The sequence below is a fragment of the Paenibacillus eucommiae genome (genome assembly GCF_017874215.1).
GTDB classification, from domain to species: domain Bacteria; phylum Bacillota; class Bacilli; order Paenibacillales; family NBRC-103111; genus Paenibacillus_AI; species Paenibacillus_AI eucommiae.
The window spans coordinates 41,121-67,522 of record NZ_JAGGLB010000034.1 but is presented as its reverse complement, the minus strand read 5'-3'; the positions used below and the strand labels follow the sequence as shown (position 1 = coordinate 67,522).

The following is a 26,402-nucleotide window of genomic DNA, read 5'->3' as shown; positions in this document are numbered from 1 at the left end:
TTAATCCTCCCCCAGCTTTAGCGCCTGATGAACCCGGATTCTGGAAAGCATGTAAGACAGGATACCCAGACCAAGCAAGAGCATCAAACCAACGATCGAATATAAGCGGTAAAAATCGATCATTTCGAACACTACCTTAAATGGAGGCACCATGTTGCTCGGATTAAAAGCACTCTGCAGATTAGGAACGAACAGGCGGCTGGCCAAATTACCGACCATAACACCGATGAAGATCGCAACACCCGATGTCAGCAGTTGCTCCAGCGCCAACATCCCAATTAACTGGCGAAGCGATAGCCCTACCGCACGCATAATTCCGTTCTGAAGCGTTCGCCCCTTAAGTGATAAGATCCAGTAGAGCAGGAAACCGATGAAACTTATCAAAATAGATATGATGAATCCGAGCGTTAATATACCATTCAGCGCCATAAGGAACGGATCATTCTTCGCAGCCGCTAATTCCTCGCGCGTATTGACGATACTCGTCAACCTTAAATTCTCTTCCTTAATGCTGTTGAACAGCTCCGCGGTCGAGGCGCCTGGCTTCATCTTCAGCCACACCTGGTAAGGCTCCAGCGCCAATTGAAATTGAATGCGGGAGAGATGGCCCACTATGAGCATAGGCGCATTCTGCTTCGATTCATTATTTGCAGCATCTACCGAACCCAAGGGCGGGTTGGGGTTGAACGTCGGAAAGTAATCGATAATCCCGTAAACGACGAAGGGCTGCGGCTTAACATTTTGCCAGCCTGCATAGATGGTGTCGCCTTTTCCGATGCCACGCTGGTCAGCTAACGTTTTGGAAATAAGCACGGCCCTTGAATCTTGAGCCATTAAATTTAAGTACTCATAGAAGGGGTGATCAAGAAGCTGTTTAGGAAACCAGGCTGCGCGGCCAAATTCATCGGTATCAATGCCAATTAAAGTGGCCATCCCGCTTTGGTCGCCTACGGTAAATAAGGCTTCGTTCTTAATGAACACCTTAGCTGCTTGCTCTACGCCTGCCAACCTCTGAAAGGGTTCGAAGGAAGGCTCGAGATAATGGGTGACCTTCGGTGTCATCGAATCCACTTTGGATACTTCTGCCGCCTGGCCGCGCGGCCGTTCAGCCGGAGGCGCATCATTCGGCCACTGGGCCTGAGCGATAAAATCAGCCCCGTTGCCATATCGAATGCGCTCCTCTGTATTGGTGTTAAGCGTGCGCGCGACACCCGCGCTGAACACGCCGATGGCGATCGTCATAATCAGGAACACCATCAGGAACTGATATTGGCTGTTAGAGCGGCCCACCTGAATTAATGTCGCGTACAAGGACGGCGGCCACCACTTGCGGCCGATCCAATAGACCAGCTTCAAGGCCAAAGGATAAAGCCTCAGCAGGAATAAACCACTACCTAACACGAACAAGGCAGGCATAATAAACTGCATGTTATCAATCTGAAGATCCTCGATATCCAGCCCTAGCTTGTTCACGACCTTCAAGCGGTTCTGAATCGTATACAAGCCATAGATGGAAATGCCGAGTAGAATAACATCCAGAAATATTTTGTGCCAGAACGGCGTTCTCTGCACACGGGCGAGCTGCTGCTTATGCCCTACAATCGTCACTCTCATTGCCAGGATGACAGGAACGAGCATCATTATCCATGAAATCGCCGCTGCGATGCCTCCATACACGTAGGCCTGCCCGTTTAGCCGCACAGTCATCCGGGAACGCTGCACAAATTCCAGAAAACCATTGGAAGCGCCAAGCATCTTCGTCAAGCCGATCCCGATTAGAGGTCCGATTGCCCAAGCAATAGCGCACAGCAGCAGCCCCTCCAGCGCGAACGAGAGCATGATCTGCAATCTTGAAGCACCCCGGCTGCGCAATATCGCAATTTCATTCTTCTGCCGATCTATAATCAGATTCGACACCATGAACATGTAGAAACCAAGCATGATCAGTACAGGAACGTTTAATGACCACATCAGCTTGTTCAACTGCTTGGCCCGATCAAAATATGCCGTAAGGGTTTTCAGCGCAGGCACAGCCAACTCGGTTTGGAACTGGGGCTTTTTGCTGCTTATCATCGCTTTAATCCCCTGATCGCTTGCAAGAAATTGATCGACGTTCCGCAGTTCCATCTTGGTGTAGTCCAGAATGAAGAACCATCCGCTTACTGTAACCGGTATTTTGTTAGCGATTAGGAATTCATTATCGAATAGCTGCTCGTTCACAATGAAAACGGAGGTCAGATCACTCAAACTCGTATTGCGAAAATAAGGATCATCATCCTGCTTTTTCGTGAACAGGCCTACAGGTTTGATTTTCACCGTGCCTTGAATCTTCTCGTCAACGAGTTGATACACAGAACCCAGCACAATCTGATACCAGTTCATAGCTGCTTCCGTCATCAAAACCTCATATACGCCATCAACCGGCACATTCGAGGGCATTCTTCCATCAGTAAGCTTAATATGCGCCTCCAACCCGCTTAAAGATCTTAAGGATGTGACAGGATCTTTTCTCTTCTCGTCCTCCACACCATTTTCGGGAATAAGCCGAATGAATTGGGTCCTGCGTTCGATGACCAACTCCTTGACTGGAATACCAAAGCTTGGTGCAGCCTCTTCTTTCATATAACGGTCCAGATCTTTGATAGCTTCCAAGCGTTTCTCAGGCGTTTCATGATAAAAATTCATTGTAGACCAATGACTGGCCGGGTATATGTTATTCTGAACCTGAATATTCTGCAGATCCTTCACCAGCATGCGGGAGAGGATCGCTTCGGAATAGATCGGCAACGTTCCGACAAGGGCAACGGTCATCAGTATGCCGAAGAACATGCTGGAGACGAGCCATTTATTTTGTACCATTTTACGAATAATCATGACGAATAAGCCCACAACAAAGCCTCCCTAACACTAAGAATACTGGAATCAGCTATTGCAAAACGATGACTTGGCCCTCTTCCAGCCCCTTAATAATCTCCACTTCGGTTGAGGCAACAAGCCCTGGCTCTACATCAATCTCACGCAAGCGGTTGCCATCTTCTAAAATACGCACGAAATTGCGGTCCATATAAGAGCGCAGGCCGCCTCTTGGAATTTTTACAACATTATCGCGCTGCTGGGTAATAATCTTCACATCCGCTATTTGGCCGATGGAAATTTCTTTGGGCAGCACGGGAAGCTCGATGTATAGGGTTTTGGCATATTTATCGGCCAGCTCTTTGTTAGGCGTGGTCGGAGAGGAAGACGGTGTCTGGACAACCTTGCCTTTCACAAGCTCGTCGCTTACCTTAACATCCGCAGCTGCACCTACATCTACTTCGGCTATATCGTTTGGATTTTCTACGCGCAAGGCAATGCGAAGCTTTGTTGGATCGGCCACAATGACGAGTGTCTGATAAGGTTCGATGAAATCTCCTGCTTTCAGAGATTCGGCAAATACAACCTGACCATCTATATGGGCTACCAGCTGCTTGCTACTGAACTGAGCGAAAATTCGGTCATACTTGATTTGTTCGATTTCAAGCTGGAGGGTTGTGATTTTGAGAGTCTGCTTGTCCCCGCCCAATGCCTGGTCATGGGCATATTTCGCCCTTTCCAGCGCCAGCTCCTGCTCCTTCACTTGTAAATCCAGGCCATCCAGAAGGAGCTGGGCAAGCACATCGCCCTTCTTAACCTGATCTCCGGATTTCACCATGATTTTATCAATTCGTCCGCCTTGCCCCGTGAATTGGGCAATGTCGGTTGATAAAGATTCAAAGGTACCGCTTCCATTAATAGCCTTAGTGAGCGTCCCCTTTTCCACCTTTGCCGTGCTGTAGTTTTCTTGAGCAGGCTTGACGAGCGGAGGAGTCAGCTCAGCCTCTTCTTTCGGAAGCAGCGAACATGAAGCTAAAACGCTTACAACTACGGTAGCCAAACAAAGCTTTACTAGTGGTTTAATGATGCGCAACAATTTGTCCATCCTCCAGTTCGTATACATGGTCGACGATTTCTATAATAGCCGGATCATGAGTCGTCAGCACAATAGTCATGCCCTGCTTCTCTACCAGATCGCGAAAAACTTTAATGATATGCAGGCCTGTCCGGCTGTCCAGCTCTGCCGTTGGCTCATCAGCCAGGATGAGCTTCGGCTTATGCGCGATGGCTCGGGCAATGGCCGTTCTCTGCTGCTCTCCGCCCGACATCTCGTACGGACGATGATGCATTCGGGGCTTTAGCCCAACCTGGTCCAGGGCTTGTATCGCCGCATCCTTGCGGGCATTAGCCGGAATCCCGGCAATGCGCAAAACAAATTCCACATTCTCATAAGCGGACATAAGCGGAATCAGCGCGAACGATTGAAACACGAGTCCCATCTGCGTGCGCCGGATCTTATCCCTCTGTTGGTCGGACATCCCCGTAATATTCTGGCCGCAGAACATAATACTTCCCTCTGTAGGGCGGTCAAGTGTGCCGAGGAGATTGATCAGCGTCGTCTTACCTGAGCCTGAGCGGCCTTTGAAGGCAATTAGCTTTCCGGCAGGCAGGCTGATGTCCACTCCTTTCAATACCGATACAGCCCCCGTCCCTTTTCCGAATGTTCGTTTCACGTCGGAGACACGAATGATCGGTTCGTTCAGAGCCTCTCTACCCTCTCTAGCCCCTCTAGCCTCCATAATCTCCATAACCTTGAGCACCTCCATAGTCTCCTTAACCTTGAGCACCTCCACAGCGTTAGGAAGCGCTTTTGTTACTTACTTCGTTATACAAGCCGCGGACTCACGAACGACAAGCGAAGGAGAGACAAACTCACCTTTTCCGGTCCCTCCATGTAAGAGATCTATCAGCATTTCAGCTGCCCTTGTGCCAATAAGTGATGATTGATGCATCAGCGTCGTTAAAGGGGGAGAGCTATAAGCACTGAAAACCTTTCCGTCGTAGCCAAGAATGGAAATGTCCTCGGGAATTCTCCTTCCCGCTGCCTGCAAAGTCCTGATCGCCCCCATTGCCATTAAGTCACTGGCAAACATAATCGCAGTGATATCAGGTCTGCGCAGTACTAATTCCATAGCTGCATGACCACCACTTGTACCTGTAAAATCGCCATTCTCCAGCAAATCAGTTTCATAGTGCAGACCAGCTTCAGCAAAAGCAGCACAAAAACCCGCGTATCGCTGCTTGCAAATACTTAGATGCGGAGGCCCATTGACGTAGCCGATACAACGGTGTCCCTGTTCAAGCAAATATTTGCCGCCGCTCACTCCACCCTCGTAATTATCCGATTGCACGAACGAACAACGAGGCCCGAGCGCTCCACTGAAGTTGATACTCGGAATGTCCAGGTCCAGTGCATCCTGAACAATCGGGTGTTCGTCTGTAAAATACGTTTCAAAAATGCATCCTTCAAGCCCCCGCATAGCAATCCATTCGCCCAGCCGCCCCTGTACATAGCTGAATGGAGGGACTGAGAAAATCAGAACATCTTTGCCATGCTCCTGCAAAGCAGGATTCATATGTGGAAGCAGCGAAATCACTCCATCCGGCCTGGCTTCCCAATTTACTTCCGGAATGAAAAAGCCGATCAGATTACTACCTTTTCCTACAAGCTGCTTGGCGCCAAGATTCGGAACATAATTCATCTCCCGAGCGGCAGCCATCACTTTCTCCATCGTTTTTGGATGAACACCGTAATTTCCGTTCAGCGCACGGGAAACTGTGCTGGTGGAAATGTTCAGCTTTTGCGCAATGTCTTTAATGGTCGAATTCATACCTGACTCCCCATCTTTGCAAACGTTCCCAAAAGTATGACTTCATACTAACATGATCTTCCAAAAAGGGTCAATTGTTTTTTGAAAACGTTTCACCTATTTAAATACTCGAAGATTTTGGGGATGTCAGCACAGTTGAAATCAATCCGTAGCCTGTACCAAATACGATCCCGGATGCGATAAAAAACGAGTAAAATAACCTGGCCTCCGCCGAGAAAAGACTCCCACCCCCGAAAGAAGCCATAATAAAAGCTGTAGGTAAAATAAAAGTGAGTCCACACAAAAAAGGATAACAAAGCATGCGCGTAGCTGTACGGCTTATTTTAGTTTTGATCATGTAACATATTAAAAGATATAACGGAACTAGTACTACTACAAAGGCCAATAAGGACCAAAAAACTACCGCTGTCTTATCCCCTCCAAGAGTCTCTCCCCAAACAACCTCCAGAGTACGCTCATAAGCAAATAATCCTGCCCAGTAAGAAATCAAAAATATCATTACCCATGAAACATTCCTGATTAGATTCATTAGCGTCTCATCTTCCTTTCTTCTGGTTAGTGCATTATGACGTTTTATCGAAAAACCAAATCAAACCAATACATATAAAAAATAAACAAACCGGAATAAGAAAACTCTTGAGTGCCAATACCAAATCATATTTCCGCCGCTTATGAGCAAGCCAAAGATCTGTTAGAAAAAACAAGAAAGCAGCAAGTAAACTGATATATAAAAGAACAAGTCCAAACACAAGATGCAATATGCCTAAAATGAGGATTTTTATAGCTCTTGACTGCCGGTTTATTTTTGTAAATTTGATCAAATTATATAGAAGATACTCACTTATTAATGATGTTAACGTTCCATAAATCAAGATAACCGGAAAAGCATACATTAAATAGATAGGAATAGCTTTCCAAGCGTGGCTTATATACTGGATCCAAGAGGTATACGAATGAACCCAATGACTGGGCACAAAAAGTGCATAGACCACCACAAATAAACATGCTGAAATCGATGCACTTATCAGCTTTCTTGAAAATAAATGATACATATTCAAATGCTCCTCCCCCTCTCAATCACAAGCCACAATCGCCTCACTTAACTAACAGGTATTTCAAGATTGGTCCCAACTTTGGGCATCTGCAACCTGGTACGGTTAATCATAGCAAACGATTTGTGAGCCAAACAGTTCTAACTTTTATAGAACCCTATGTAAAACGCCTTGCGGCGTCCTTTGAGGAGCGGGCGTGTTTCGTGACTTGGGTGCGATGCGGAGGGAAAGGCTGTGGGCTCCAGCCGCTGTTAAAGATTTGTTCCCTTGATTGGAATGGATGAGGGGTTGGAACAAATCTTTAAAGGCGGACGCTACCGCTCTTCCACCCACAGCCATTCCCTCTCTTTAGCTACAATCGCACGAATCACACGAACACCAAGCTCAAACGGACAGCCAGCAAGGATCTTTTACTTTCTTCTGGAGCTTTCAACACGCGAAAGGCAGTGCTACATCCTCCATATGGCCAACGGATGGAGCCTTACCGAGGTGGCAGCGGAGCTGCAAATCACCAAGTGGAGTGCGCAGCAATATGTGGATCGGGCCAAAGAGAAAATAAAATCCAAAAACTTTTGACGTACGACCGACGTACATTTTGGCCTATATAATAAGAGGACTTAATTGAGAGCCAGCCTTTGGGTGGACGAATCCTCTTGGGAGGTGAAACCAATGCAGAAGCAGCCGGATCAGGCATGAGTCAATTTGGCGATTTTAAGTTCAAGGAAATGCAGCAGCTGCAATTGAAAAGGATGCAGGCGAATTAAAAAAGTATATTAAAATTCTTAAGAAAAGATGTGATAGAATTGCCTAATGATGATGAAGCTAAATATTTAAAGGATCTGGATGATGTCAACTTTCACGGAATTGATCCCCAAGAGGGCTACGTTCTTACATTTAAAAACGGTGCATGGGATGCAAGTTCTGTCCCTACAGCAAATGGGATTGTTACAGTCCCCTTAGTTGCTGAAGAGCTAATTGAATTGGATGATACAGAGAATCCTTTGCCGGTATCTTCGATAATTGTTTCTAACCTTCTCGACTCTTCTCTTACAATTAGCTGGACGGCAAGTGCATCTACGGATGTATCATCCTATGACATTCTAAAAGGGAATTCACTGATTGGAAACACTACAAACACTTCTTTTAATGTTAGTGACTTATTAGAGTTAACAACTTATACATTTAAGGTTCGCGCCAGAGACACATCTGATAACCTTTCTACAGAAGTATCCGTTACAGTCACAACTAAAAGTTCTGATATTACTCCGCCAATTATCACTTTGATACCAGATGCTGGAACCTATGGTGAAACACAATCGGTTGTGATGTCTACAAACGAACCAGCAACAATCTATTATACAATCGATGGAACTGAACCCTCCCAAATAAGCACTATTTACACCACTCCTATACAAATTACTACGAATACTACAATTAAATACTTCGCTGAAGACTTGGTAGGCAATCAAAGTGAACCTAGTTCGAAACAATACATTATCGCTGACTTACAAAAACCAATTGTGACTATCTCGCCTTCAGGTGGAGAATTTTCAGGTACAAAAACGGTAACTATTACTTCTAACGAGCCAGGCTCCATTTACTTCACTCTTGATGGCAGCATACCCACTGAACTAAGCACCCTATATACAATTCCACTAAACATAGCTCAGAGTGTGGTTGTAACTGCCATTGCAGTAGATATAGCTGGAAACAAGAGCGACCCTAGTAGTGAAACTTATACAAATACAGATTCGGTTCCGCCAATTATTTTAATTAGTCCTGCTGCTGGATATTTTGGAACTTCAGAGTCAGTTACATTAAGTTCAAATGAACCAGCAACCATCTACTATACTTTAGATGGTAGTGTTCCAACTGCATCAAGCTTAGTTTATTCAGCCCCAATAAATTTAACCAAGACGACAACGATTAAGTATTTTGGAGTTGATGTTGCAGGAAACGCAAGCACTAGAGTTGAGGCTACCTTTACGAAACATGCTGCTCCTACTGCACTTAAGGCAAGCTCTTCGTCTACAATAACTTCAAACTCAATTAAACTTCAGTGGACAGTACCTACTGATACTGGCGTTCCAACTAGTTATGAAGTATATAAAGATGATATTCTTTGGACACTAACAAACTATACTCCAACAGGGAGTGTTCGACAAATAGACATAACAGGGTTAAATCCTGGGACGATTTATAACTTTAAAGTTTTAGCTGTATACGGATCAATCAAGTCAGAATCGGCTTATTTCTCAACTGTTACTCAGCTCGCTTCCATTCCAACTGGCGATATATTGGATACATTTAGCAGAGACGATCATTCGATTTTAGGAATCAGTGACTCTGGGCATCGTTGGGAACCCTATTCAACCTTGTCTGTGCCTTGTAATCTTGGAGTATTAAATAGCGCTGTAAAGAATAGAGTGGGCGGGGATATTGTTTATGGAGCCACTTCTCTAATTACAAATGGAAAATCAGATAATATCAGAATTAAAGCTAAAGTAGTTGATTATGGAACAGGTCAAAATTCATCAGGTTTGTTGATTAGATCTTTGCTACCAGTAGGGAGTAATGATCAGTATCAAGTAACAAGAGCTTCCGGTATCAATTGGAATATAATCAGAAGAATTGGTTCTACATCTTATGTTTTAGCACAGAAGTCAATATCAGACACTAGCAGCCCTGATGAAATTGCTGTTGAATTAAGAGGGCCAAGAATTCTCTTCTATTTAAATGATGTTCTTACTATGGAAGTAAGTGATCCAGCTAACCAATCCAACGTATATCACGGACTATCTATTTATAATTCCACCAATCCTATATATGACAATTATGAAATTGTCGATGTTTCTGGAACAACTCCACCACCATTGCCAACTACTCCCCCAGCTAATGTGACAGCACTGACTGCAATTGCAACAAATTCAACAACGATCAAAATCGACTTCAAAACAGTAAGTGCAGCTCTCTTAGCAGCTCCTTATTACTTTGAGGTATGGGTAAATGGAGTACTGACTCAGCAAGTTTTAAACCCAGGCCAGCTTCTAGCAGCACCATCCATCACAACCAATCTAACTGGATTAGTTTCAGGTCAATCTTATAGCATTACAGTTAAATCAAGAGATGGAGTAGGAAACATATCAACAGGAGTTACTGCAGCCACTGTTGTAACACCTTAAATGGAGGGGATTTAATTGAAAGGTAGAATAGAAAAGTTAAAAAGAACAATTGATAATAAAGAGATATTTCCAATTACGATTTCCGACGCAGTCTATGTAAGTCCAGAAAAGCAACTAAGGACCAAGCTAGCAGAGATTGACGCAGCTATTATTGCTGGAGGAGGATCATCAGGAGTTGACAAACTAAATGATTTAACGGATGTTGACTTAAGTGTAACGCCTATGGATAAGCAGGTTCTTTTATTCGACCAGGCTATAGCAAAGTGGAGAGCAGGAACACCCCAGTCAGTTGGGGTGGCTGCTACCTCTTTAGATGAGCTTTCTGACGTAACGATTGGATCCCCCGGGACGGATGATGTCCTTACTTTCGGATCGGATGGGCAGTGGAAAGCTAAAGCACTCCCAACAGGTGTTGGGGGGGCTTCCTCCCCGACACTAACCTACGTTATCGAAAACTCAAGATGGGGTATTGTCACTGGAGTAGCAACGCCTCCTTACGTTACTGCTGATTACATTAAGGGAGATTTAAACCTACTTGGAATCCATAATGCTATTAATTGGGCAGCGGATAACGGATACAATTATATAGTTCTCCCGCGGGGGAGTTACATGTTTTGTTATTCCGGTAGGTCTATTGAAATCACCAAAAGCAATATAACGATAGACTTCAATTTAGCATCAGCAAAGGTTATATATGACTCTGATAACAAGAACCCTTTTGATTCCAAGGTAGACGGCACCGATTATTACAATTACCCTGGTCCAAGAAGCGGTGGCCCTGGTTTTATAATCAAGATGCTAGGGGTAACCGACACCCATATCAAGAACCTTATAATGGTTGGAGATAAGATGGATCGGAGCTTTGCTAATAATGGAGAGTTAGCCAACGAACACACATATGGGATTATGATCTCGAAAGGATCAAGCTATTGTACAGTTAAGAACTGTAAGATTAGCAGCTTCATGGGGGATCAGATTACCATGGATAGTGTCTCTGATTATAGTATGGTTGAGTTTGGATTAGGTCTGACTGTAAATGGTATAGACCGAGCCACTGGAGCTTTGATTCCAGCGGCGGGAAGCACACTTACTACTCAAATGTTCAATTTGCCAACTGCTGGTTACAATGTATTTTCAGTTGGTGGCCAAGGGTTCACTAGACAAACATCCCTCTTTACGAAAGAGTTTGGAGTTTACTACTACAAAGCAGATAATACCTATCTTGGTTGTTATGAGAACAAGAAGATTTACACACCAGTTCAAATCCCGTCTGAAGCTAAGAAGTTTAGGTTTCTGTTTTACAATGAGACAAATGTAAATAAAAACATGCAATGGACACTGAAATTTGGTCTCGCTCCTCATCATAATACCATTGAGAACTGTGAATTATTTAATATCCACAGGGGCGGAGTAACCCTTGGCGGAGACTATAATGTTATTCAGAATTGCGTCTTTCACGATGCTACAGGAGTGTTAGATAGAAAACCTGGATTTAACGATCCAACAAGGTACGGGATTAATCAAGAAGACTCATATGGCGATAGTTGCACTGTTAGGAATAATTTATTCTATAACATGTTTACAGGTGTGTTAATTGGATGTTTTACCGTTCATATTCACGGAAACTACTTTTATAATTGTACATCTAATGCCATAAATCTTTATTCACTACAGAATGCTATCGTTAAAGATAACTACATTTATAGATGTGCTACCGGAATAGGATTGATGAGTGCTCATTTGCCTAACGCTAACGTTCTTATTCAAGGCAATTACATTTCAAATACAAATAACGCTGGAAACTTTAATGGGAATGACAGTAGTTACCACCTAATCTTAAGAGACAACATGTTTGTGGATGTCAACAATATTAGCTATGAAGCAAGTGATGACTTTATTTGTGAAAGAAATAGATTCCAGTGGAGTACGTATTTTGTTGGAGTTCCCACTTTAACATTCGATCGGGTACAAGATTGTGCTTTTGAGGCAAAAGGGATTCAGAGGGATATCACATTCAAGTTTAAAGAGATCGATAATTCAAGTGTTATTAACTTGAAGGTTAACTTGAGTTCAAGGAGTAATACAACTAAAGGAACAGTCCAATTCAGAAAGACTGTGTTTAAAAATAGTGCTGTGAATAATCATATATTTAGTAACAAAACGAGGACAGCTATTTACAAAGATTGTAAGTTTATTGACACCATTCTAAAGTATGGCAACATAAATACACCAACTGATTCTGCGATAACAAAGGTCATAGACAGTAATTTTTATATTAGCACATTGACTTACTTGTTTCAGGCAGAGCATAACACAGGTTTTGGTAGAACAGATATAGAACGTTGTAATATTTATATTTCGAATTCTAACTTTTTATATTTGCTTTCTTTCATTCAACAAAACGCCCACAGTGCAACACTAGGCATTACCAATTCTAAAGTGGAGTATACTGGAACGGGTAGACTAAATCTGTCTTATTATGATAACTCAAGAAAAGTGGGTTTATTGGATTTCATATCTGCGCATAACGAGTTTGTAAACATTAACCTCCCCTCTGAAGAAGCAGGTATTTATGTAGGCTACGATCCTCAAGTGGAAGGGTTTTCGGAACCTTCATCTGGAGCATGGTCTAAGCCACAAGTGTATGGAAACGCGAATGTTCAAGCTGGTGGCTATCTTGGATGGGTATGTATCAAATCAGGAATCGCGAATAAGATTGGTTGGACAGCATCTACGGTCAAAACTGTTGGTAGTCAGATTAATGTTGATTCTAATGTTTATCAAGTCACAATTGGAGGTACAACTGGGTCTGTTGCTCCTACTTGGACAACTACACAAGGAAGCATTGTTGTAGACGATGGTGTTACATGGACAAGAGTTGGTGATCTTGCAGTGTTCAAATCTTATGGATTGATTTCTGAATAGTTCAAAAGGGAGGGTAACTCCTCCCGAAATAGGGGGTATAGTATGAAAGTAAACTATAAAACGGATAAAAGCTTGCTTGGTTCGTATGATGTCGCTTCCCTGATCACCGTGCTCAGTAGCCTCTCCTCCGTGTTTGAATTACATCAATGCAAAAAATGAACGCACAACCCGTGATACGGAGCCGGTGAGGCTTCATTTCAAACATAGCAATTGGTACATATATGGTTGTTGCCGAACACGGCAAGATTATCGAGAGTTCCGACTATCCTGGATGCTGAATTTGTTCCTGACACAGGATACCTTTCAGCCACATCCCGAGGTACCTAAAGAGGCTGGTTTTTCAAACAGAGCATGGCAAGATCAGGTGGAAGAAGTAGTGATCCGGGTAGAACCTGAGGCTTTGGCAGCGGCTCCGAAGCCCTCGCCCCCCACACACTGCGAGGCATCTTAAAAGAGCAGCTTCAAAATACACTCAAACTTTATAAAGAAGTATGACATACTGTTGTCATGCTTCTTTTTGTATAATAGCAACAGATGCAAAAAAAACAAGTCCCTGGCAAGTAAGTCCAAAGGAGACGATACGAATGACAAAACAATATCTAATACCTAGAAAGGGGACTGTATTTTATCTATGGAAATTGAAAATCTAATTACAGGAACATCGAGAGCAGATTTGAGGGCTTGGCTAGAGGAAAATTGTAAGACTGAAAAATCTTGCTGGGTCATAGTTAGTATGACGCCAAACCCGGATGCGATGCTATATTTAGACGCGGTCGAAGAATCTTTGTGCTTTGGATGGATTGATGGAGTCAAAAAGAAAATATCTGAAACCCAAGTGGCTCAGAGACTGTCTCCTAGAAGCAAAAAAAGTTCATGGACTGAATTGAATAAAGAACGTGTCCGCCGCCTCGAAAAGCTGGGGTTAATGAGAGACGAAGGTAGGAAGGTACTTCCTGATATGGATCACGATTCTTTTATAATAGATAGGGTTATAGAACAAAGGCTAAAAGAGGATAGGCAAGTATATGAGAATTTTTTGGCATTTCCAGCTCTTTATAAAAGAATACGGATCGACACGATACAAAGCAATAAAAATCAGCCAGAACTATTTAAGAGTAGATTAGAGAAATTTATAACAAATACTAAAGAAAATAAAATGTACGGTCAATGGCATGATAATGGACGCCTTCTGGATTAACATCTATTGGTGGGAGCGATCTTCTAGCGGACGTAGGCGCTGGGGATGATGGGCTCCAAGGATCTGCTGCAACTTTAGCGATGTTTTTCATCGCTAAAAGCACGGGGGCGTCTCCACAACCTTAGCTTAACAATGAAAAACATCGTTAAGTAAAAGGGATATCGATGACAAAGAAAGGCCCTCTCGCAATAATGCGAAAAGAGCCATTCTTCTCCAATTGATCTTTCTTATTGGGGGCGCTTAGTGAAGATTTGGAAGGTAACACCGAACTTGTCCGTGATCATCCCATAAGCAGGGCTGAAATACGTTGCTTCCAGCGGCAAATCTATCTGACCGTCCTGCTGCAGGGCTGTATAAATTTGTTTGGACACTTCCGTATCGCTAGTCGTTATGCAGATGTTCACTTGATTTCCCCTTTGAAGCGGTTGACCGGGGGCCGTATCGGAGACCATAATTTCTGTTTCACCGACATGCAATACGGAATGTGCAATTCGCTTCTTTTCATCTGCTGACAAGGGATTGTCGGGATTCTCCGGCCCCTCACCCAAGGTTTGTTTAAAGAGAATTTTAGCACCCAAAGATTTTTCATAAAATTCGATAGCTTCCTCTGCATGTCCATCCAACATAATAAAACAATTCAATTGCAAGCTCATGATTCAAACAGCTCCTTCAATTAATTTGACTGCCACGCTCTGCAAGTTCAAGTGGGCTTATTTCCAAGTGTAGCTTATAATAGTGACAAGTCTTGTCATAGATATAAAAATAGATATAAAAATAGATATAAAATAAATTTCATCATATAGCTGCTGAACCTATGATACGAGGAGTGAGATCATGTCCAAGTCACCCAAATCAAAACGCCTCCTAGAATTAATGATGACCATTAACAGGCTGCGGAAGTTTAAGGTCAAGGAGCTTGCCCAAGAATTTAACGTATCGCCACGAACGATATTACGGGATTTGCAAGAACTCGGTGAGTTGGGATTTCCCTTGTATTCGGAGGTCGGACCTCACGGCGGTTACCAGGTGCTGAACGAAAGAATCCTGCCTCCCATCGCTTTTACCGAGCAGGAAGCTGTCGCTCTCTTTTTTGCGTGTCATGCCTTACGGCACTATGCCTTCCTTCCCTTTGAGACAGAGTCTTCTTCGGCTTTGAGCAAATTCTATTTCTACATGCCGGGAGATGTTCGGGATCGTATCGATCAAATGAAGGATAGGGTTGACTTTGTGACACCCGCCAGGCAAGCTGAATTTCCCTACTTATCCGTTTTGCTGGATGCGGCCATTTATCAAAAAGTCATTCTGATCGATTACGAATCACGGGAAGGAAGTTCAAGCAGGGAAATACAACCGGTTGGCATCTACGCAAGCAATGGCTTATGGTACTGTCCCGCCTATTGCTTTCTTCGCGGAGATATTCGTTTATTCCGATGTGACAGAATTCATACGGCCGCATATGCTGCTTCCGAAACCTCATCCAAACCCTTGGATCTTCGGCATATTCATCTAGGAAACAGGGAATTTTTTGTGCATACAGGACATAAACAAGATCACAAGTTGTTGATGCAAGAAATGGAGCAGGACAACGTGACTCTTTATGTGGAGTTGAGCAAAGAAGGCGTACAGAGGTGCGAGGCTGAAATGTGGGCGGTACCCAAGCTGAATACTCGCCAGGATGGCTCGGGTTGGCTGGAGGGCAGCTTTCCAAGGAGTGATATTCCGTTCTTCGCGAAGTTTATGATTGGGCTGGGAATTGAAGCGACAGTGAAAAACCCACCAGAGCTGGTGGATTGTATGAAAGATTTGCTTTCTGAAATTATGGCTAAATATAGTTAAGTTAACTCAGTTAGCTTAGCTAGTTAGCCTGGCTTGCATTCATCTGAAAATTTCATTTAATTCGGACAGCTGGGATATCGTATGGGTTGGATGTACACCGGTCAAATTCCATTCACCAAACCCGCTCAGCCATACAGCATGCATACCTGCATCTAAGGCTCCCTTAACATCATTTGAAGGATGATCGCCCACAAACAATACGTTCTCGCCGCTAATGTTGAGATTTTCAAGTGCCATACTAAATATCTTAGGATCTGGTTTCTTGATTCCAACCTCATCGGATACTATAATCGTATGAAAATAATCTCTTATCCCCACTGCATCGATCTTGGCATACTGTGAATGAACGGAACCGTTAGTTATCATGCCGAGCTTAATGTTTTGACCTTTTATAGTATCTAGGACCTCTAATGCACCTTGCATTAAGATAGAGCTTTTAAAAAACTCTGCAAACCAATACTCTAGCATATCTTCAACGGTAGTTTGTTCATTTTTCATAGCCAGCTTGCTTCTTAATTCTTCATACAGATCTCTTTTTTTCCGATAGCCATTCTGGTCGGCCGATATGATGTAATTTACTGTTTCCGTACTGTCTTCATCCGCGATCTCAACAAATTTTTCTGTAAAAAGCTTCGCATATGACTGGAAAGCCAATTTCCGGTTAACCAGTGTATTATCAAGATCAAAAATCACAGCGGCATAGTTCATGTTCAGGATAAGCATAGCACCCCTTCTTGATCAGTTTCGTCGAACGAATTATCATAACTGCTTGATTTATCTTCTTTTATTCAGTATATCGATAGATCACTACCATAAAGGTTAAGCTGGAGACGCTTTGCTACGGCTTGCGAAGCATAATTATCCCAGGAGGTGCTGTATAGCGCAATTCTTTTGGATTCATGTATCGCCGCTGACCAAGCTGAGGCCACAGCTAAAGCATAACCTTTTCCCCGATATTCTTCCAAGGTTTCGACGCCTGCTTCTGCCGCTCTATCTGTATTTCTTGCACAATAGCACACGGAGACTGCTTTATTATCCTCAATTACCATATAACATGGTTCCCGATGTTCGATTGTGCTCCATACATTTTCGAACCCGGCCTCTAAAAATTGTCTATTGTCATCTGTTACTTTAACAGCTTTGCTGCCAGCAAAACTGTGATCTACAAAAACATAAGCTGGACCTATCCACAAACTACTTATTTTTGCATGTTGCTCTAATTTGTTAATTATTTTTGCCACTGCAAGGTTGGTAACGTCACTGTTATTTATTATTTCTGCAAGTTGATTCATCATGGCTTTGGGCACATCAGGACGAAATCTGATCACATTGCCTTTGTTTGTTTTCCCCCAGAAAAGCCGAGGTGCTGGCTGCTCTTCCGAATCATTAATTTTTGTGATTTTCCCCAAAGCATCGTGAGTATATAGAACCTCTGCCTGCATATTCATCAGTTCCAATTCGTCATACAAACTAACCCCTCCTATAAAACAAACAATTCCCCATTTTGGAAAAAATAAATATCTTCTCTTTTGAAGCCATATTCTCCATGCCTATGCGGCCTGATTCAGAAATTGTCGTTCTCTTACCAACATGAACAAAAGCTCCCACCTCATAGTACCAAAAGCTAAGAATCCCCTTTTCCCACATGATGTTCTCGGCTTTAACAGCTATTTCTTTTTCAGAAACACCTTCTGTAATAAAGTCCTTCAACTCACTCATTGTGGCTTTTGCGATGGACTGAACGTAACGATATTGCGAAATAGGCTCCATCGGCAACCAACTTCCTTCATTTACAATCTTCTGATTTCCTATCTTTGATTATATTATATGCCAAATGGTATAATCTAGTCGAAACCCAAAATGAAGGGATTGATCGTATGTTCGGTAGAATAGCAGCCGATGTTTTAGGTTTAAGCGACATTGGTTCCGTAATAAAGCCTGAAAACTATGATAAGGTAGATTCAGATGATTACATCATGCATGAGGATGATGAGAAGATATTTTTCTTGATTAAATCCAAGTCCGATGAGTATTGCTTTACCAATCTAGCTCTTATACATCTGGATGGCAACAGTGCATTAAGCAAAAAACGCACGCTTCGCAGATTGACCTACAGCAATCATAAAATTTCTAATGTAATGCTCGAAACAGCGGGTACGGTAGATTTGGATATCGAAATTAAATTTATGATGGGATCTGTGCAGTACTCCATTGATGTTAATAAAAAATTTATAACCGAAGTCAAGGATCTATACAAAGCCCTGCTGAAAATCGCAGAAATTATTCATGAAAATGATATTACCTTAGAGCAAGCTAAGGAGAGTCTGGCTTTGGCATCCAGCACTCTTATGCATGTCCGCCAACATGAAATTAATACAGCCCAGCAATTCAAGGAATTGAACCAGGCCGCTTTCTCATGGCTAGTGGATACACGCAAGCAGTACAGGATCAAAGATTATGGTCATGTTTTTGAGCGTTATATTAATTTATAAGGACAGTGCCTTGTGCCGTCCATTGAAGTGCGTAACTCTAGCCCCAGTGCGGGGAGAGGAAATAAACGATGGGTTCCACCGCTGTTAAAGATGGGTTCCCTGAATGTAGCCAAGCAGCGGAAGGAACCCATCTTTAAATGCGGACGCTAACGCTCTCCACCCCATCGTCCATTTCCTCTTTCAGCCTACTGAGCAGGGAACACAGCTACCTCAAACGGACAGCCAGCAAGGATTTGTCTCTTGGCTGGATGAGATTCCCAGCGGGAGCGGCGCCGTGGATGAAGAGCTGATACTTTACCGATGTTTTTCATTGCTAAAAACACTAGTCGTCTTCACTTCCTTATTTTAACAATGAAAAACATCATTAAGTGAAAGCACCCGCTCAATTTGGGATAGACGGCTGCTATGAAAGCGGACAAATACGGGCTTACCTGGCATTCTATATGTGAAAAAACCTGCTAGAGCCCATGTGCTTCAGCAGGTTTTTTATGTAATTTAGTTCATATGAAAAATTCCATCTGGCTGTAATCGGGGTTCTTGATTCGATCCAGGCTTGGAATAGGCTTCAACGTGACTGACAATCAGTTGATTCCCTTTGGATAGATCCAGCTTGCTTATGGCCACCCAAGAAGCGGACTGATTGTTTTGGGTAAGCGGAGCGATCAGGGTTTGTCCCGAATCTGTCTTCACTGTAACTCGAGCTCGCATAGACTTGAAGCTGCTAACTCCATTGGTCAGTGGACTGTATACAGCAAACAGAACGTAAAGCAATTCATCTGCGGAACGAATAGTTACCGTTTCTACGGCTGCTTGGGCCGAATCACCTTTAAATTCGAAATAAGAGGATGAAGTGGCTTTCTCCCTATTTTTATAATGAATCTTATCTGCTATTCCTTGCTTGTTTACATAGAATACATATAGATCCAAATCATGCCGCGGATTTTCCCATTGCAGTGTCGCAGTGAGAGTCGCAGAAGGTTGAATCGAGACAGCTTCCTGTTTGTGCAGCACAACCAACCTTTGGCTAATCATCCGCGGCGGCGTTGCAACGGAAACTGGCTGCTGCGTCCCACCTTGCAATGGAGAATGGGAAGACTCAGCCCGTGCCATCTGTGCCGACTCTTGTTCCTCGCCCGCTTCCTCATCTGCTGCTTCTTCCTCTAGAACTTCAATCCCGTAATTGCTGCATAAGGCAGCCAATCCCCCATTAAAGCCGCTTCCAATTGCATTGAACTTCCATTCCCCCTTATGGAGATATAACTCGCCCGCAACAATAGCCGTTTCTTGATTCAGGTCCGTTCCAAATTCAAATGCGATAATGGTTTCACTATTAACAGGATTAATGATTCGGAGCTTAAGCTGCGAGACCGATCCGAAATGGTGATCCGCACTCCCCCCTTCTTGAACAGTCAGGGCAAGAGCAATCTTCTGAACTTCGGCAGGCAGCTTCTGCATAGACATTGTGAATTGTTCTTTACTCGACCCATTCGGTTTGGAGTGAAGCACCGCATCTTCCTGACTCACTGGATTGCCATAAAAAATAAGATTTTCATCCTGTTCACATTGTCCGGAGGCAGATAACAGGAACGCAGCACCATCTATTTCGATAGTCGCATCCGCCTGGCTCCATTCCAGCTCAATAAGCAGCTTACTTATATTTCGATCCTTTGTAATATCAACTTTTTGACCCTTTAGTATATTCATAGAGCAACTAGTTCACCTCTTCTTGGGTAGATATATTATCATTTTAACGTAAGTTGGTGAATTTTGTATACTTGTACTCTTCAATGACAAATCAGACAAGGGAGAGCATCCTTTCTTCACGCCTGAAATACTTGATTAAATGATCTTTTAGAAGCGAATCCTCATTGCTCTCTATTAATTGTATTGTTTTTGCAGTAAAGTTCCAGTTTAAACAACCCAACCTGATAACCATAAAAGTGAAGGTAGTCTTTAAAATCTCTTGCCTCAATTTCTGCAAGTGAACCGATTTTTGACGATGGATACTGGTCTCTGGATTTTAAAGGAAAAACCTTGTTTGTAGATATGTTCATTTAGAGTTAAAATCTATTAATGTTGAATTTGACAGTTATTTTGATGCATGAGAAGATAATGAAAATCGAAAGAGGGGTGAGGTATGAGTAACGTATTTCAGTTTATGCCAATTAGCCAATTTGCAGAAAAATTTACTAAAATGTGTGACCATAATATACCTAAAAGATCAAGAAGTACAGGAGGCAGATATGGTAGATGAAAGGCATCTTGTTTATTTCAAAGAACTCTTGGAAGGAAATTCTGAAATTTCTTTTAGGGCATATCTTTCAAATAATGAAGATTCTTTGCGCAAGCAATTTTCTCCGGCAAGATTTGCAAGACTAAAGTTCAAGTCAATTGATGAAATAATAAAGATTCTTGACGAAGAAAAAATATCCTACATCATTAATGATCAGGCCATAAGAAACGAAAAATATTTGGCGACATTTCATCCGGATGCATTGAATGAAAAAGGCAGGCTCAAGGAAGGATTCAAAGACACCATATTCAATGGAATTGTTCACGATTTTAAAACCAAGGGCGAAGATGCAGTCTTAACCCTCCATAAATATATTGAATTCCCTAAAAACATCAATCATAAAAAAAATATAGAAAAACTCGAAGACATCGAATTTTTCGCCGCAACGGAACTATACCTAGGAGATAAAAATCTTGGCCTTTTTTTATTGAAGGCGCTAGCATCTATTGAGCGTCAGTTTTCCGATGTGGATGATATTGTCCATAGAGCAAAAGAAGCTGTCATTAAGCACCAATAATCGAAAGGAAACTAAGTAACTTCGTATATAAGCACTCTAGAAATGGTCATACCTTCAGCAAGAACGTAGTACAGCACCGGAGAGACATATAGGACATGCATACTCGTTAGATCGGTTGGGTTCGGGCCATAACTTTAAACAGAGAAAACCAACAAAGAAAAAAGGTGATGGATGTGCAAATCAGTAAAGAGTCAAGCCAAGAAAAAATTCTGGACTTCGACATTAGAAGAACAATTATTCTTAATTTATATATTAAAGAATGGTCTATGCCAGAATACAGAGTCATAATGACAAAGCCGGAGATTGGCGTATATATTGAGATTTATTACTTCCCATCAATTAATGATAAAATTCCTGCAAGATTCGCAACAGTCGGCCTATCTAATTCCATTCGAAAAACTGGAAAACCTATTGAGACTGAATGGATGCTAGCTTTAAAACCCGATTTGGGGCAAGAAAGCATTGATCGCATATTCTCATATTTCTGCGATCTAATTGCCCATAATATTGAAAATATTAAATCTTCGGAAGTACCACGAGTAATGACTGAGAGCGCACTCGCACCAGAGAACTGGACTACAAAAGCCCTCTTGATTGATGAACTAAGAGGAGAAAGTGAGGATTTTGAAGAAATAAAAATAGGAGAAGAAATAATCAGTGTCTCCTGGGTCATACCAATTACTCATAAAGAAGCGCATATGATTTTACAAGAGGGCATCGATGCTTTTGATGCTTTCATAGATAAGCATGAGCATTCAATAATAGATCCCACTCGTCCTTATTAATAAGCAACTCAATATCATTCGAACTACCAAGTGTAGCCCACAGGTGGAGCTGCTGTTTGCAACACAGGAGGCAGATAACATGAATGCACTTTCTCAACAATCACACTGGCGGGAACCCGGAACCAAATAAAATAAGAACAAGCAATAACGAAAGAATCATAAATTGTTTCCTTGCACTTAAGGCTTCGAAGGGGTTTTATGATACGATTCCAAATTACCTGGAAATGTACAAAGACTGAATCCCTAAAGAAACTCTGCCAATTGCCTCAGCAGAATCTTACGAAGATAGTGCGTTTGAAAAACCCTCAAAATGGTAAAGAAATAGAAATACCATGTTTTTATGATGAGCTTTACGAAACGCCTTTAAATTTAATATTTAGAGGAGACTTTATTTATGGAGCATCCTCTCAACATATCGAGAGCATCAGGACACTGCGTATCGTATTTGCCGCACATCACCAAAGTTGGGGTTCTAATTAAATTTAAGCGACTTGAAATATCGAACGAAGATAAATGCCTGCTATAGTAATCCAATCTTTTCTGAACAACTCTTCCGCTGCTGGGCTTACTAAAGTAATCGTCCCACCTATCTGGATGGTTCAGGGACATCTCCGTCCATTCACGAGCTGCTTGGGATTTTAGTTCATTGCTGGCCTCGGGAGCATTTAATATTGTGAAAATTTCAAGAAGTCGATGATTTTTGGGGTTCTCTCTGCAATAGATGCTATCTTTCGCGTCCATATACCTGTTTGAAGCTGCGGCCCCTACAACAATCAATTTATCAAGAGAACTTGCATGAGCAGCAGCATACACAAGGCCGAGCATTCCTCCCGTTGAATGTCCCGCAAACGACCACTTTTCAAAACCAAGTGATATTCGGGATTGCCTCCAGATCTTCAACGGATGCTTCCATGCTAAGCTCACTTTCATCTGTTATACAGCCAGAATTTCCACATTCCTTTAAGTTAACTAAAACGACCTGCCCAAATTCTAAAAACATATCAGCAAAATAATTTCCCCGTTTGGTAAATGCGGAATAATGGTGCGTTACGCAAATTGGTTTTCCTACTCCTGAAATAAATACCTCGAAAGTGCCTCGCTTAGTCGATACTAATTGCGTTTCCCATACTTCCACAATATCACCGCCTGGCTTCCCTTTTTTAAATCAAAGTTTTATACTTCATAAATCGCTCGTCCAGACATATCCCAACGCCATCTCGGGAAATTTCCCTGCAGATGCACACCACCATACCACTGGTCTATCCCTTTCTTCGCCATCCAGTCCTCTTCTCCACTCAAAACGTTCTTGCCCAGCTCTGTCAAAACAGCTTGACAGTCACGAAGTGCTATCGAGGATTCGTTATAGGCAGGAAAAGCCTTTAATCCGCGAATTTGCAGCAAGGGGTAAGGATCTTGTGACATTTGCATTAGAATATGCCAGTATTCCAGATCCCCCATACCTAAAGCGTTCAGCTTATTTCCCACATCCTGAAACAATTCAAATGGGCTGCTGACTCCAGCATGAATCATCTCCAGCGTTGTCTGCTCTACGATGCCAAGTCCATTGAATGTAGAAGGAAACCGCGATAAATGCATCTGAAATGCATCATGCGCAAATGGCAGCGCGGAGGTATCTCTACTTAGCAATTGCTGCAGCAAGCTTGGGTCAGGAGATGTGTAGGTCTGCCAAAATACTTTGCCTAACTCCAATTCTTTTGCCCCGATAGTCTTCCATGTTCCTGACAAAGTTTCCATTTGATCCAAGGATAGCTGCCCCAGCCCTCGAAATAGTTCAATTCCTGGATACTCGCCTATGCACAGTAAGCTCAGCTTCGTTGTTAACAAAGACTGCCCCGAGAACCAATGCAACAAATAACATAACATCGTCTGATCGAATAAATCATGCTCAAACCATAACACAATTTCCTCATACTTATGAAAATTAGCCAAGGACTTCTCTTGCGCTTCGCTGCCCTGGATAAATTCCGCTTGAGGAACTCCAAGCGTTTGCTCCAGGTATTGTGCCCGAGCCGCGCGATTGTTCCATTCAGCAGGATTCAAACTTACTGGACCATGAGGGTATAACTCCCTCCACACTAGAATATCTCCGTGCACGATTCCTTGCCGCAGTTTCTCCGCGACTGAATCTCCATTTACAATGTGCAGCATACCTTTTCCTCCTTCGTACAAATGGTTGAAAACCGAAATCAAATCCGCTACGGGCAGCGATCCCTTCAGCTTTCGGCGAGCATCAAAGAGGCGCTTTTTCAACACCGGAACTGAAGAGCCGAGAAGATTGGAGATTTCCTGGAGAGAGTACCCTTGAAAATAAAATAATTGCACAGCAATTCGCATATTAGACGTTAATCCCGCAATAGAGTCATGAACCATCTGCTGCATTTCTTTTTTCGCGATAATGTCCGAAATGTCCGCTGGACTTGTAGAAGCCTCTATCGATGGCTCGATTTCTGTATAGAGAACCGCGTGGTGCTTCTTTTTGCGGATGATGCGGTAACATTGCCGTGCAACAATAGCTTTGAACCAACCCGGGAACGCTTCTGCCGTTCGCAGCTTACTCAAATGCAGAAATGCTTCTGTAAATGCCTCCTGAACCGCATCTTCCGCTAATTGAAAATCATACAGCTTCTCATATGCCACCGCATTCGCCATCGCTGAATAATACCGAACAATATGCTCAAAAGCTTGCCGATCCCCTTGTTTCGCGTCTTCCACATATTGAAGCATGCTCTCCCCACTCCTTTCTTCCGTATGTTATAGAAGTGCCACTTGGGGTCTTAAAGGTTACGGATGATATGGCTCCTATTATCGGAAGTCATGTTTTTTTAGGCATGTGCAAGCAGATTACTGGCAACTGCTTCTTCTTCCGTTTCACTCAAATTAATACTCATTCCGAGAGCAATGGCTACTTTTATTAAGGTGTCAACTCTTGGAATTTGCGAACTATTTTCTAGTCGTGCTACCTGTGCTTGAGAAAGACCAGCCTTTTTAGCAACCTCGTTTTGAGTCAATCCCAGCATTTTACGACGTTTAACAATTTCAGAAACCATACGTGCGATCTGTCTAATTGCTTCCGCCTCAATTGTATTTTCACCAATCTCTTTTATAAAATCATCGAATTTCATCATAATTCCTCCATTTGTTCTATTGTAAATAGTCAATGATTTCTTTTATTCCAGTCATCCCTTAATTGAATAGCCTTCTTGATTTCTTTTGGTGGGGTTTTCTGCGTTTCTTTTCGAAAGTAACTCAATAAAATAAATCTGCCTTCTTTCGCCTGGAAAAACATAACCCTATGTTTATCTGGACGTAACTCCCATATATCATCGATAATGTGTTTGGCAATTTCTTCAGGAGCGTAAGTCCCATCCAATTTAATACGTTCAATGCAATAATGTATTTGATTAAGTGTGATTCTGGCATCCTTTATTCCCTTATCTTTACGACGTTTTAATTCGCGAAACCAATCTTTCAACTCTGAATTCCCATCATTATCTTCATAAATTTGTATTTCGTACATTGGTCAATTTGGCTCCTTAATAAATATCGCAAAAAAATATGCCGAATACGATATAAATTATATCATAATCGGCATAATGATTCAAAGAAAAGTCTATCACCATTGACCAAACAATCAGCAGGAGACTATGCTGTTCTGCTCGTTTGAGGTAGCCGTGTTCCCTACTCAGTAGGCTGAAAAGAGGAAATGAGTGTGGGTGGAAAAGCGGAGCGTCCGCATTTAAAGATTTGTTCCAACTTTATATCCATTCCATTCAAGGGAACAAATCTTTAACAGCGGTTGGAACCCACATCCATTTCCTCCTCATGAACCCACGTTATGAACATGCACCTCAAAGGGCGCCGCCAGGCCTTTTTCTACTTCATAATCCATTCATAAGTTTCAATAATAAAATCTTTGTAAGGTGTATGCGGCATCTGCGAAATATGATCCAGCGCTTTTTGGGCATAACGGAGTGCTTCTTCCTTATCCCCTAATACCCAATAACAACGTGCTGCATAAGCATCGCCTTCGTAGAAAAACGACAACTCGATCGGGTGATGCATATATTCATGAATAATCACTTGCTTAACCGATACAAGTCATGCTGCTAAAAATGATTGATGACGATTACAAAATTCGCGTGTTCTCTATCCTAGAAACAATGTCAACAGCACTTATGCCGCTTGGAATGGTTCTTTATGGCTTCCTGTATGATATCTTCCCTGCCTGGTGGATTCTTGTCCTTTCGAGCCTGTTGCTCATCGGTATCGTTCTTGTGCTAGCTAGACCGTCTGTCGTCCGCAAGGCGCACCCTGAACTTAATGAATTGAAAGCGGTGAACAGCTGGTAGGAACGGCT

At 42.6% G+C, this 26,402-nt stretch carries 25 protein-coding genes and 1 pseudogene; 10 read left to right on the top strand and 16 right to left on the bottom strand.

The genetic code is table 11. The annotated features are described in order from the left end of the window. The 5 genes from J2Z66_RS43110 to J2Z66_RS34110 all read right to left on the bottom strand — a co-directional run bounded on the left by J2Z66_RS43110 (position 1) and on the right by J2Z66_RS34110 (position 6,802). Complete coding sequence (locus J2Z66_RS43110; protein WP_209977255.1) at positions 1 to 2,889, bottom strand: ABC transporter permease; 2,889 nt, start codon at positions 2,887 to 2,889, stop codon at positions 1 to 3. 37 nt (positions 2,890 to 2,926) lie between these two features. Continuing rightward, entirely contained in the window at positions 2,927 to 3,949 is a 1,023-nt protein-coding gene (locus tag J2Z66_RS34125; RefSeq protein ID WP_209977254.1) for an efflux RND transporter periplasmic adaptor subunit, read from the bottom strand. Continuing rightward, positions 3,933 to 4,652, bottom strand: coding sequence for an ABC transporter ATP-binding protein (locus tag J2Z66_RS34120; protein ID WP_209977288.1), 720 nt, complete (start codon positions 4,650 to 4,652; stop codon positions 3,933 to 3,935). Before J2Z66_RS34120 ends, J2Z66_RS34125 begins: the two co-directional genes overlap by 17 nt. Before the next feature lie 78 nt (positions 4,653 to 4,730). Beyond that, complete coding sequence (locus J2Z66_RS34115; protein ID WP_209977253.1) at positions 4,731 to 5,744, bottom strand: LacI family DNA-binding transcriptional regulator; 1,014 nt, start codon at positions 5,742 to 5,744, stop codon at positions 4,731 to 4,733. 563 nt (positions 5,745 to 6,307) lie between these two features. Continuing rightward, positions 6,308 to 6,802 (bottom strand): hypothetical protein, encoded by a 495-nt coding sequence (locus J2Z66_RS34110; RefSeq protein WP_209977252.1) that lies wholly within the window; start codon positions 6,800 to 6,802, stop codon positions 6,308 to 6,310. Between the two features lie 282 nt (positions 6,803 to 7,084). Here J2Z66_RS34110 and J2Z66_RS34105 point away from each other — a divergent pair, with 282 nt between their 5' ends. The 5 genes and pseudogenes from J2Z66_RS34105 (at position 7,085) to J2Z66_RS34085 (ending at position 14,101) form a co-directional block, all read left to right on the top strand. Then, positions 7,085 to 7,372 carry a sigma factor-like helix-turn-helix DNA-binding protein gene (locus J2Z66_RS34105; RefSeq protein WP_245376060.1) on the top strand — a complete coding sequence of 96 codons (288 nt, stop codon included), beginning with the start codon at positions 7,085 to 7,087 and terminating at the stop codon, positions 7,370 to 7,372. Positions 7,373 to 7,599: 227 nt separating this feature from the next. After that, the gene (locus tag J2Z66_RS34100) at positions 7,600 to 9,978 is read left to right on the top strand and encodes a chitobiase/beta-hexosaminidase C-terminal domain-containing protein (protein ID WP_209977251.1); all 2,379 of its coding nucleotides are present in this window, start codon (positions 7,600 to 7,602) and stop codon (positions 9,976 to 9,978) included. A 15-nt stretch (positions 9,979 to 9,993) separates the two neighbouring features. Beyond that, positions 9,994 to 12,903 carry a right-handed parallel beta-helix repeat-containing protein gene (locus J2Z66_RS34095; protein WP_209977250.1) on the top strand — a complete coding sequence of 970 codons (2,910 nt, stop codon included), beginning with the start codon at positions 9,994 to 9,996 and terminating at the stop codon, positions 12,901 to 12,903. A gap of 27 nt (positions 12,904 to 12,930) precedes the next feature. Beyond that, a pseudogene (locus J2Z66_RS34090) lies at positions 12,931 to 13,398 on the top strand (helix-turn-helix transcriptional regulator); the annotation flags it as partial. A 136-nt stretch (positions 13,399 to 13,534) separates the two neighbouring features. Then, complete coding sequence (locus J2Z66_RS34085) at positions 13,535 to 14,101, top strand: YdeI/OmpD-associated family protein (RefSeq protein ID WP_209977249.1); 567 nt, start codon at positions 13,535 to 13,537, stop codon at positions 14,099 to 14,101. A gap of 227 nt (positions 14,102 to 14,328) precedes the next feature. On the opposite strand, the gene J2Z66_RS34080 is transcribed toward J2Z66_RS34085, so the two are convergent. Beyond that, the gene (locus J2Z66_RS34080; protein WP_209977248.1) at positions 14,329 to 14,754 is read right to left on the bottom strand and encodes a VOC family protein; all 426 of its coding nucleotides are present in this window, start codon (positions 14,752 to 14,754) and stop codon (positions 14,329 to 14,331) included. 181 nt (positions 14,755 to 14,935) lie between these two features. Between J2Z66_RS34080 and J2Z66_RS34075 the strand changes: the two genes are divergently transcribed. Continuing rightward, complete coding sequence (locus tag J2Z66_RS34075) at positions 14,936 to 15,937, top strand: helix-turn-helix transcriptional regulator (RefSeq protein ID WP_209977247.1); 1,002 nt, start codon at positions 14,936 to 14,938, stop codon at positions 15,935 to 15,937. 39 nt (positions 15,938 to 15,976) lie between these two features. On the opposite strand, the gene J2Z66_RS34070 is transcribed toward J2Z66_RS34075, so the two are convergent. The 3 genes from J2Z66_RS34070 to J2Z66_RS34060 all read right to left on the bottom strand — a co-directional run bounded on the left by J2Z66_RS34070 (position 15,977) and on the right by J2Z66_RS34060 (position 17,707). Further along, entirely contained in the window at positions 15,977 to 16,660 is a 684-nt protein-coding gene (locus J2Z66_RS34070; protein ID WP_209977246.1) for an HAD family hydrolase, read from the bottom strand. Between the two features lie 65 nt (positions 16,661 to 16,725). Beyond that, entirely contained in the window at positions 16,726 to 17,406 is a 681-nt protein-coding gene (locus J2Z66_RS34065; RefSeq protein WP_209977245.1) for a GNAT family N-acetyltransferase, read from the bottom strand. Position 17,407: 1 nt separating this feature from the next. Continuing rightward, the gene (locus J2Z66_RS34060) at positions 17,408 to 17,707 is read right to left on the bottom strand and encodes a hypothetical protein (protein ID WP_209977244.1); all 300 of its coding nucleotides are present in this window, start codon (positions 17,705 to 17,707) and stop codon (positions 17,408 to 17,410) included. A gap of 107 nt (positions 17,708 to 17,814) precedes the next feature. On the opposite strand from J2Z66_RS34060, the gene J2Z66_RS34055 reads away from it, so the two are divergent. Further along, positions 17,815 to 18,429, top strand: a complete 615-nt coding sequence (locus J2Z66_RS34055; protein ID WP_209977243.1) for a PH domain-containing protein — start codon at positions 17,815 to 17,817, stop codon at positions 18,427 to 18,429. A gap of 495 nt (positions 18,430 to 18,924) precedes the next feature. Here J2Z66_RS34055 and J2Z66_RS34050 read toward each other — a convergent pair whose 3' ends face one another. Beyond that, positions 18,925 to 20,133 (bottom strand): TerD family protein, encoded by a 1,209-nt coding sequence (locus J2Z66_RS34050; RefSeq protein ID WP_209977242.1) that lies wholly within the window; start codon positions 20,131 to 20,133, stop codon positions 18,925 to 18,927. A 539-nt stretch (positions 20,134 to 20,672) separates the two neighbouring features. Here J2Z66_RS34050 and J2Z66_RS34045 point away from each other — a divergent pair. Together J2Z66_RS34045 and J2Z66_RS34040 are read left to right on the top strand one after the other, a co-directional pair. Next, on the top strand, positions 20,673 to 21,239 hold the full coding sequence (locus J2Z66_RS34045) for a hypothetical protein (protein WP_209977241.1): 567 nt from the start codon (positions 20,673 to 20,675) through the stop codon (positions 21,237 to 21,239). A 167-nt stretch (positions 21,240 to 21,406) separates the two neighbouring features. After that, on the top strand, positions 21,407 to 22,024 hold the full coding sequence (locus J2Z66_RS34040; RefSeq protein ID WP_245376059.1) for a suppressor of fused domain protein: 618 nt from the start codon (positions 21,407 to 21,409) through the stop codon (positions 22,022 to 22,024). Positions 22,025 to 22,393: 369 nt separating this feature from the next. Here the strand turns inward: J2Z66_RS34040 and J2Z66_RS34035 are convergent, their stop codons facing one another. The 6 genes from J2Z66_RS34035 to J2Z66_RS34010 form a co-directional block, all read right to left on the bottom strand. Further along, positions 22,394 to 22,849, bottom strand: a complete 456-nt coding sequence (locus J2Z66_RS34035; protein WP_245376058.1) for a hypothetical protein — start codon at positions 22,847 to 22,849, stop codon at positions 22,394 to 22,396. 34 nt (positions 22,850 to 22,883) lie between these two features. Continuing rightward, positions 22,884 to 23,159 carry a hypothetical protein gene (locus J2Z66_RS34030; protein ID WP_209977239.1) on the bottom strand — a complete coding sequence of 92 codons (276 nt, stop codon included), beginning with the start codon at positions 23,157 to 23,159 and terminating at the stop codon, positions 22,884 to 22,886. A gap of 38 nt (positions 23,160 to 23,197) precedes the next feature. Next, positions 23,198 to 24,769 (bottom strand): sigma-70 family RNA polymerase sigma factor, encoded by a 1,572-nt coding sequence (locus tag J2Z66_RS34025; RefSeq protein ID WP_209977238.1) that lies wholly within the window; start codon positions 24,767 to 24,769, stop codon positions 23,198 to 23,200. A 98-nt stretch (positions 24,770 to 24,867) separates the two neighbouring features. Further along, positions 24,868 to 25,170: a helix-turn-helix domain-containing protein gene (locus J2Z66_RS34020; RefSeq protein WP_209977237.1), complete on the bottom strand. Its 303-nt coding sequence runs from the start codon at positions 25,168 to 25,170 to the stop codon at positions 24,868 to 24,870. Positions 25,171 to 25,199: 29 nt separating this feature from the next. Next, the gene (locus J2Z66_RS34015; protein WP_209977236.1) at positions 25,200 to 25,562 is read right to left on the bottom strand and encodes a type II toxin-antitoxin system RelE/ParE family toxin; all 363 of its coding nucleotides are present in this window, start codon (positions 25,560 to 25,562) and stop codon (positions 25,200 to 25,202) included. Positions 25,563 to 25,918: 356 nt separating this feature from the next. Further along, the gene (locus tag J2Z66_RS34010) at positions 25,919 to 26,125 is read right to left on the bottom strand and encodes a hypothetical protein (protein ID WP_209977235.1); all 207 of its coding nucleotides are present in this window, start codon (positions 26,123 to 26,125) and stop codon (positions 25,919 to 25,921) included. A 32-nt stretch (positions 26,126 to 26,157) separates the two neighbouring features. Here J2Z66_RS34010 and J2Z66_RS34005 point away from each other — a divergent pair, with 32 nt between their 5' ends. Then, on the top strand, positions 26,158 to 26,394 hold the full coding sequence (locus J2Z66_RS34005) for a hypothetical protein (RefSeq protein WP_245376057.1): 237 nt from the start codon (positions 26,158 to 26,160) through the stop codon (positions 26,392 to 26,394). The last annotated feature ends 8 nt before the right edge of the window (positions 26,395 to 26,402 follow it).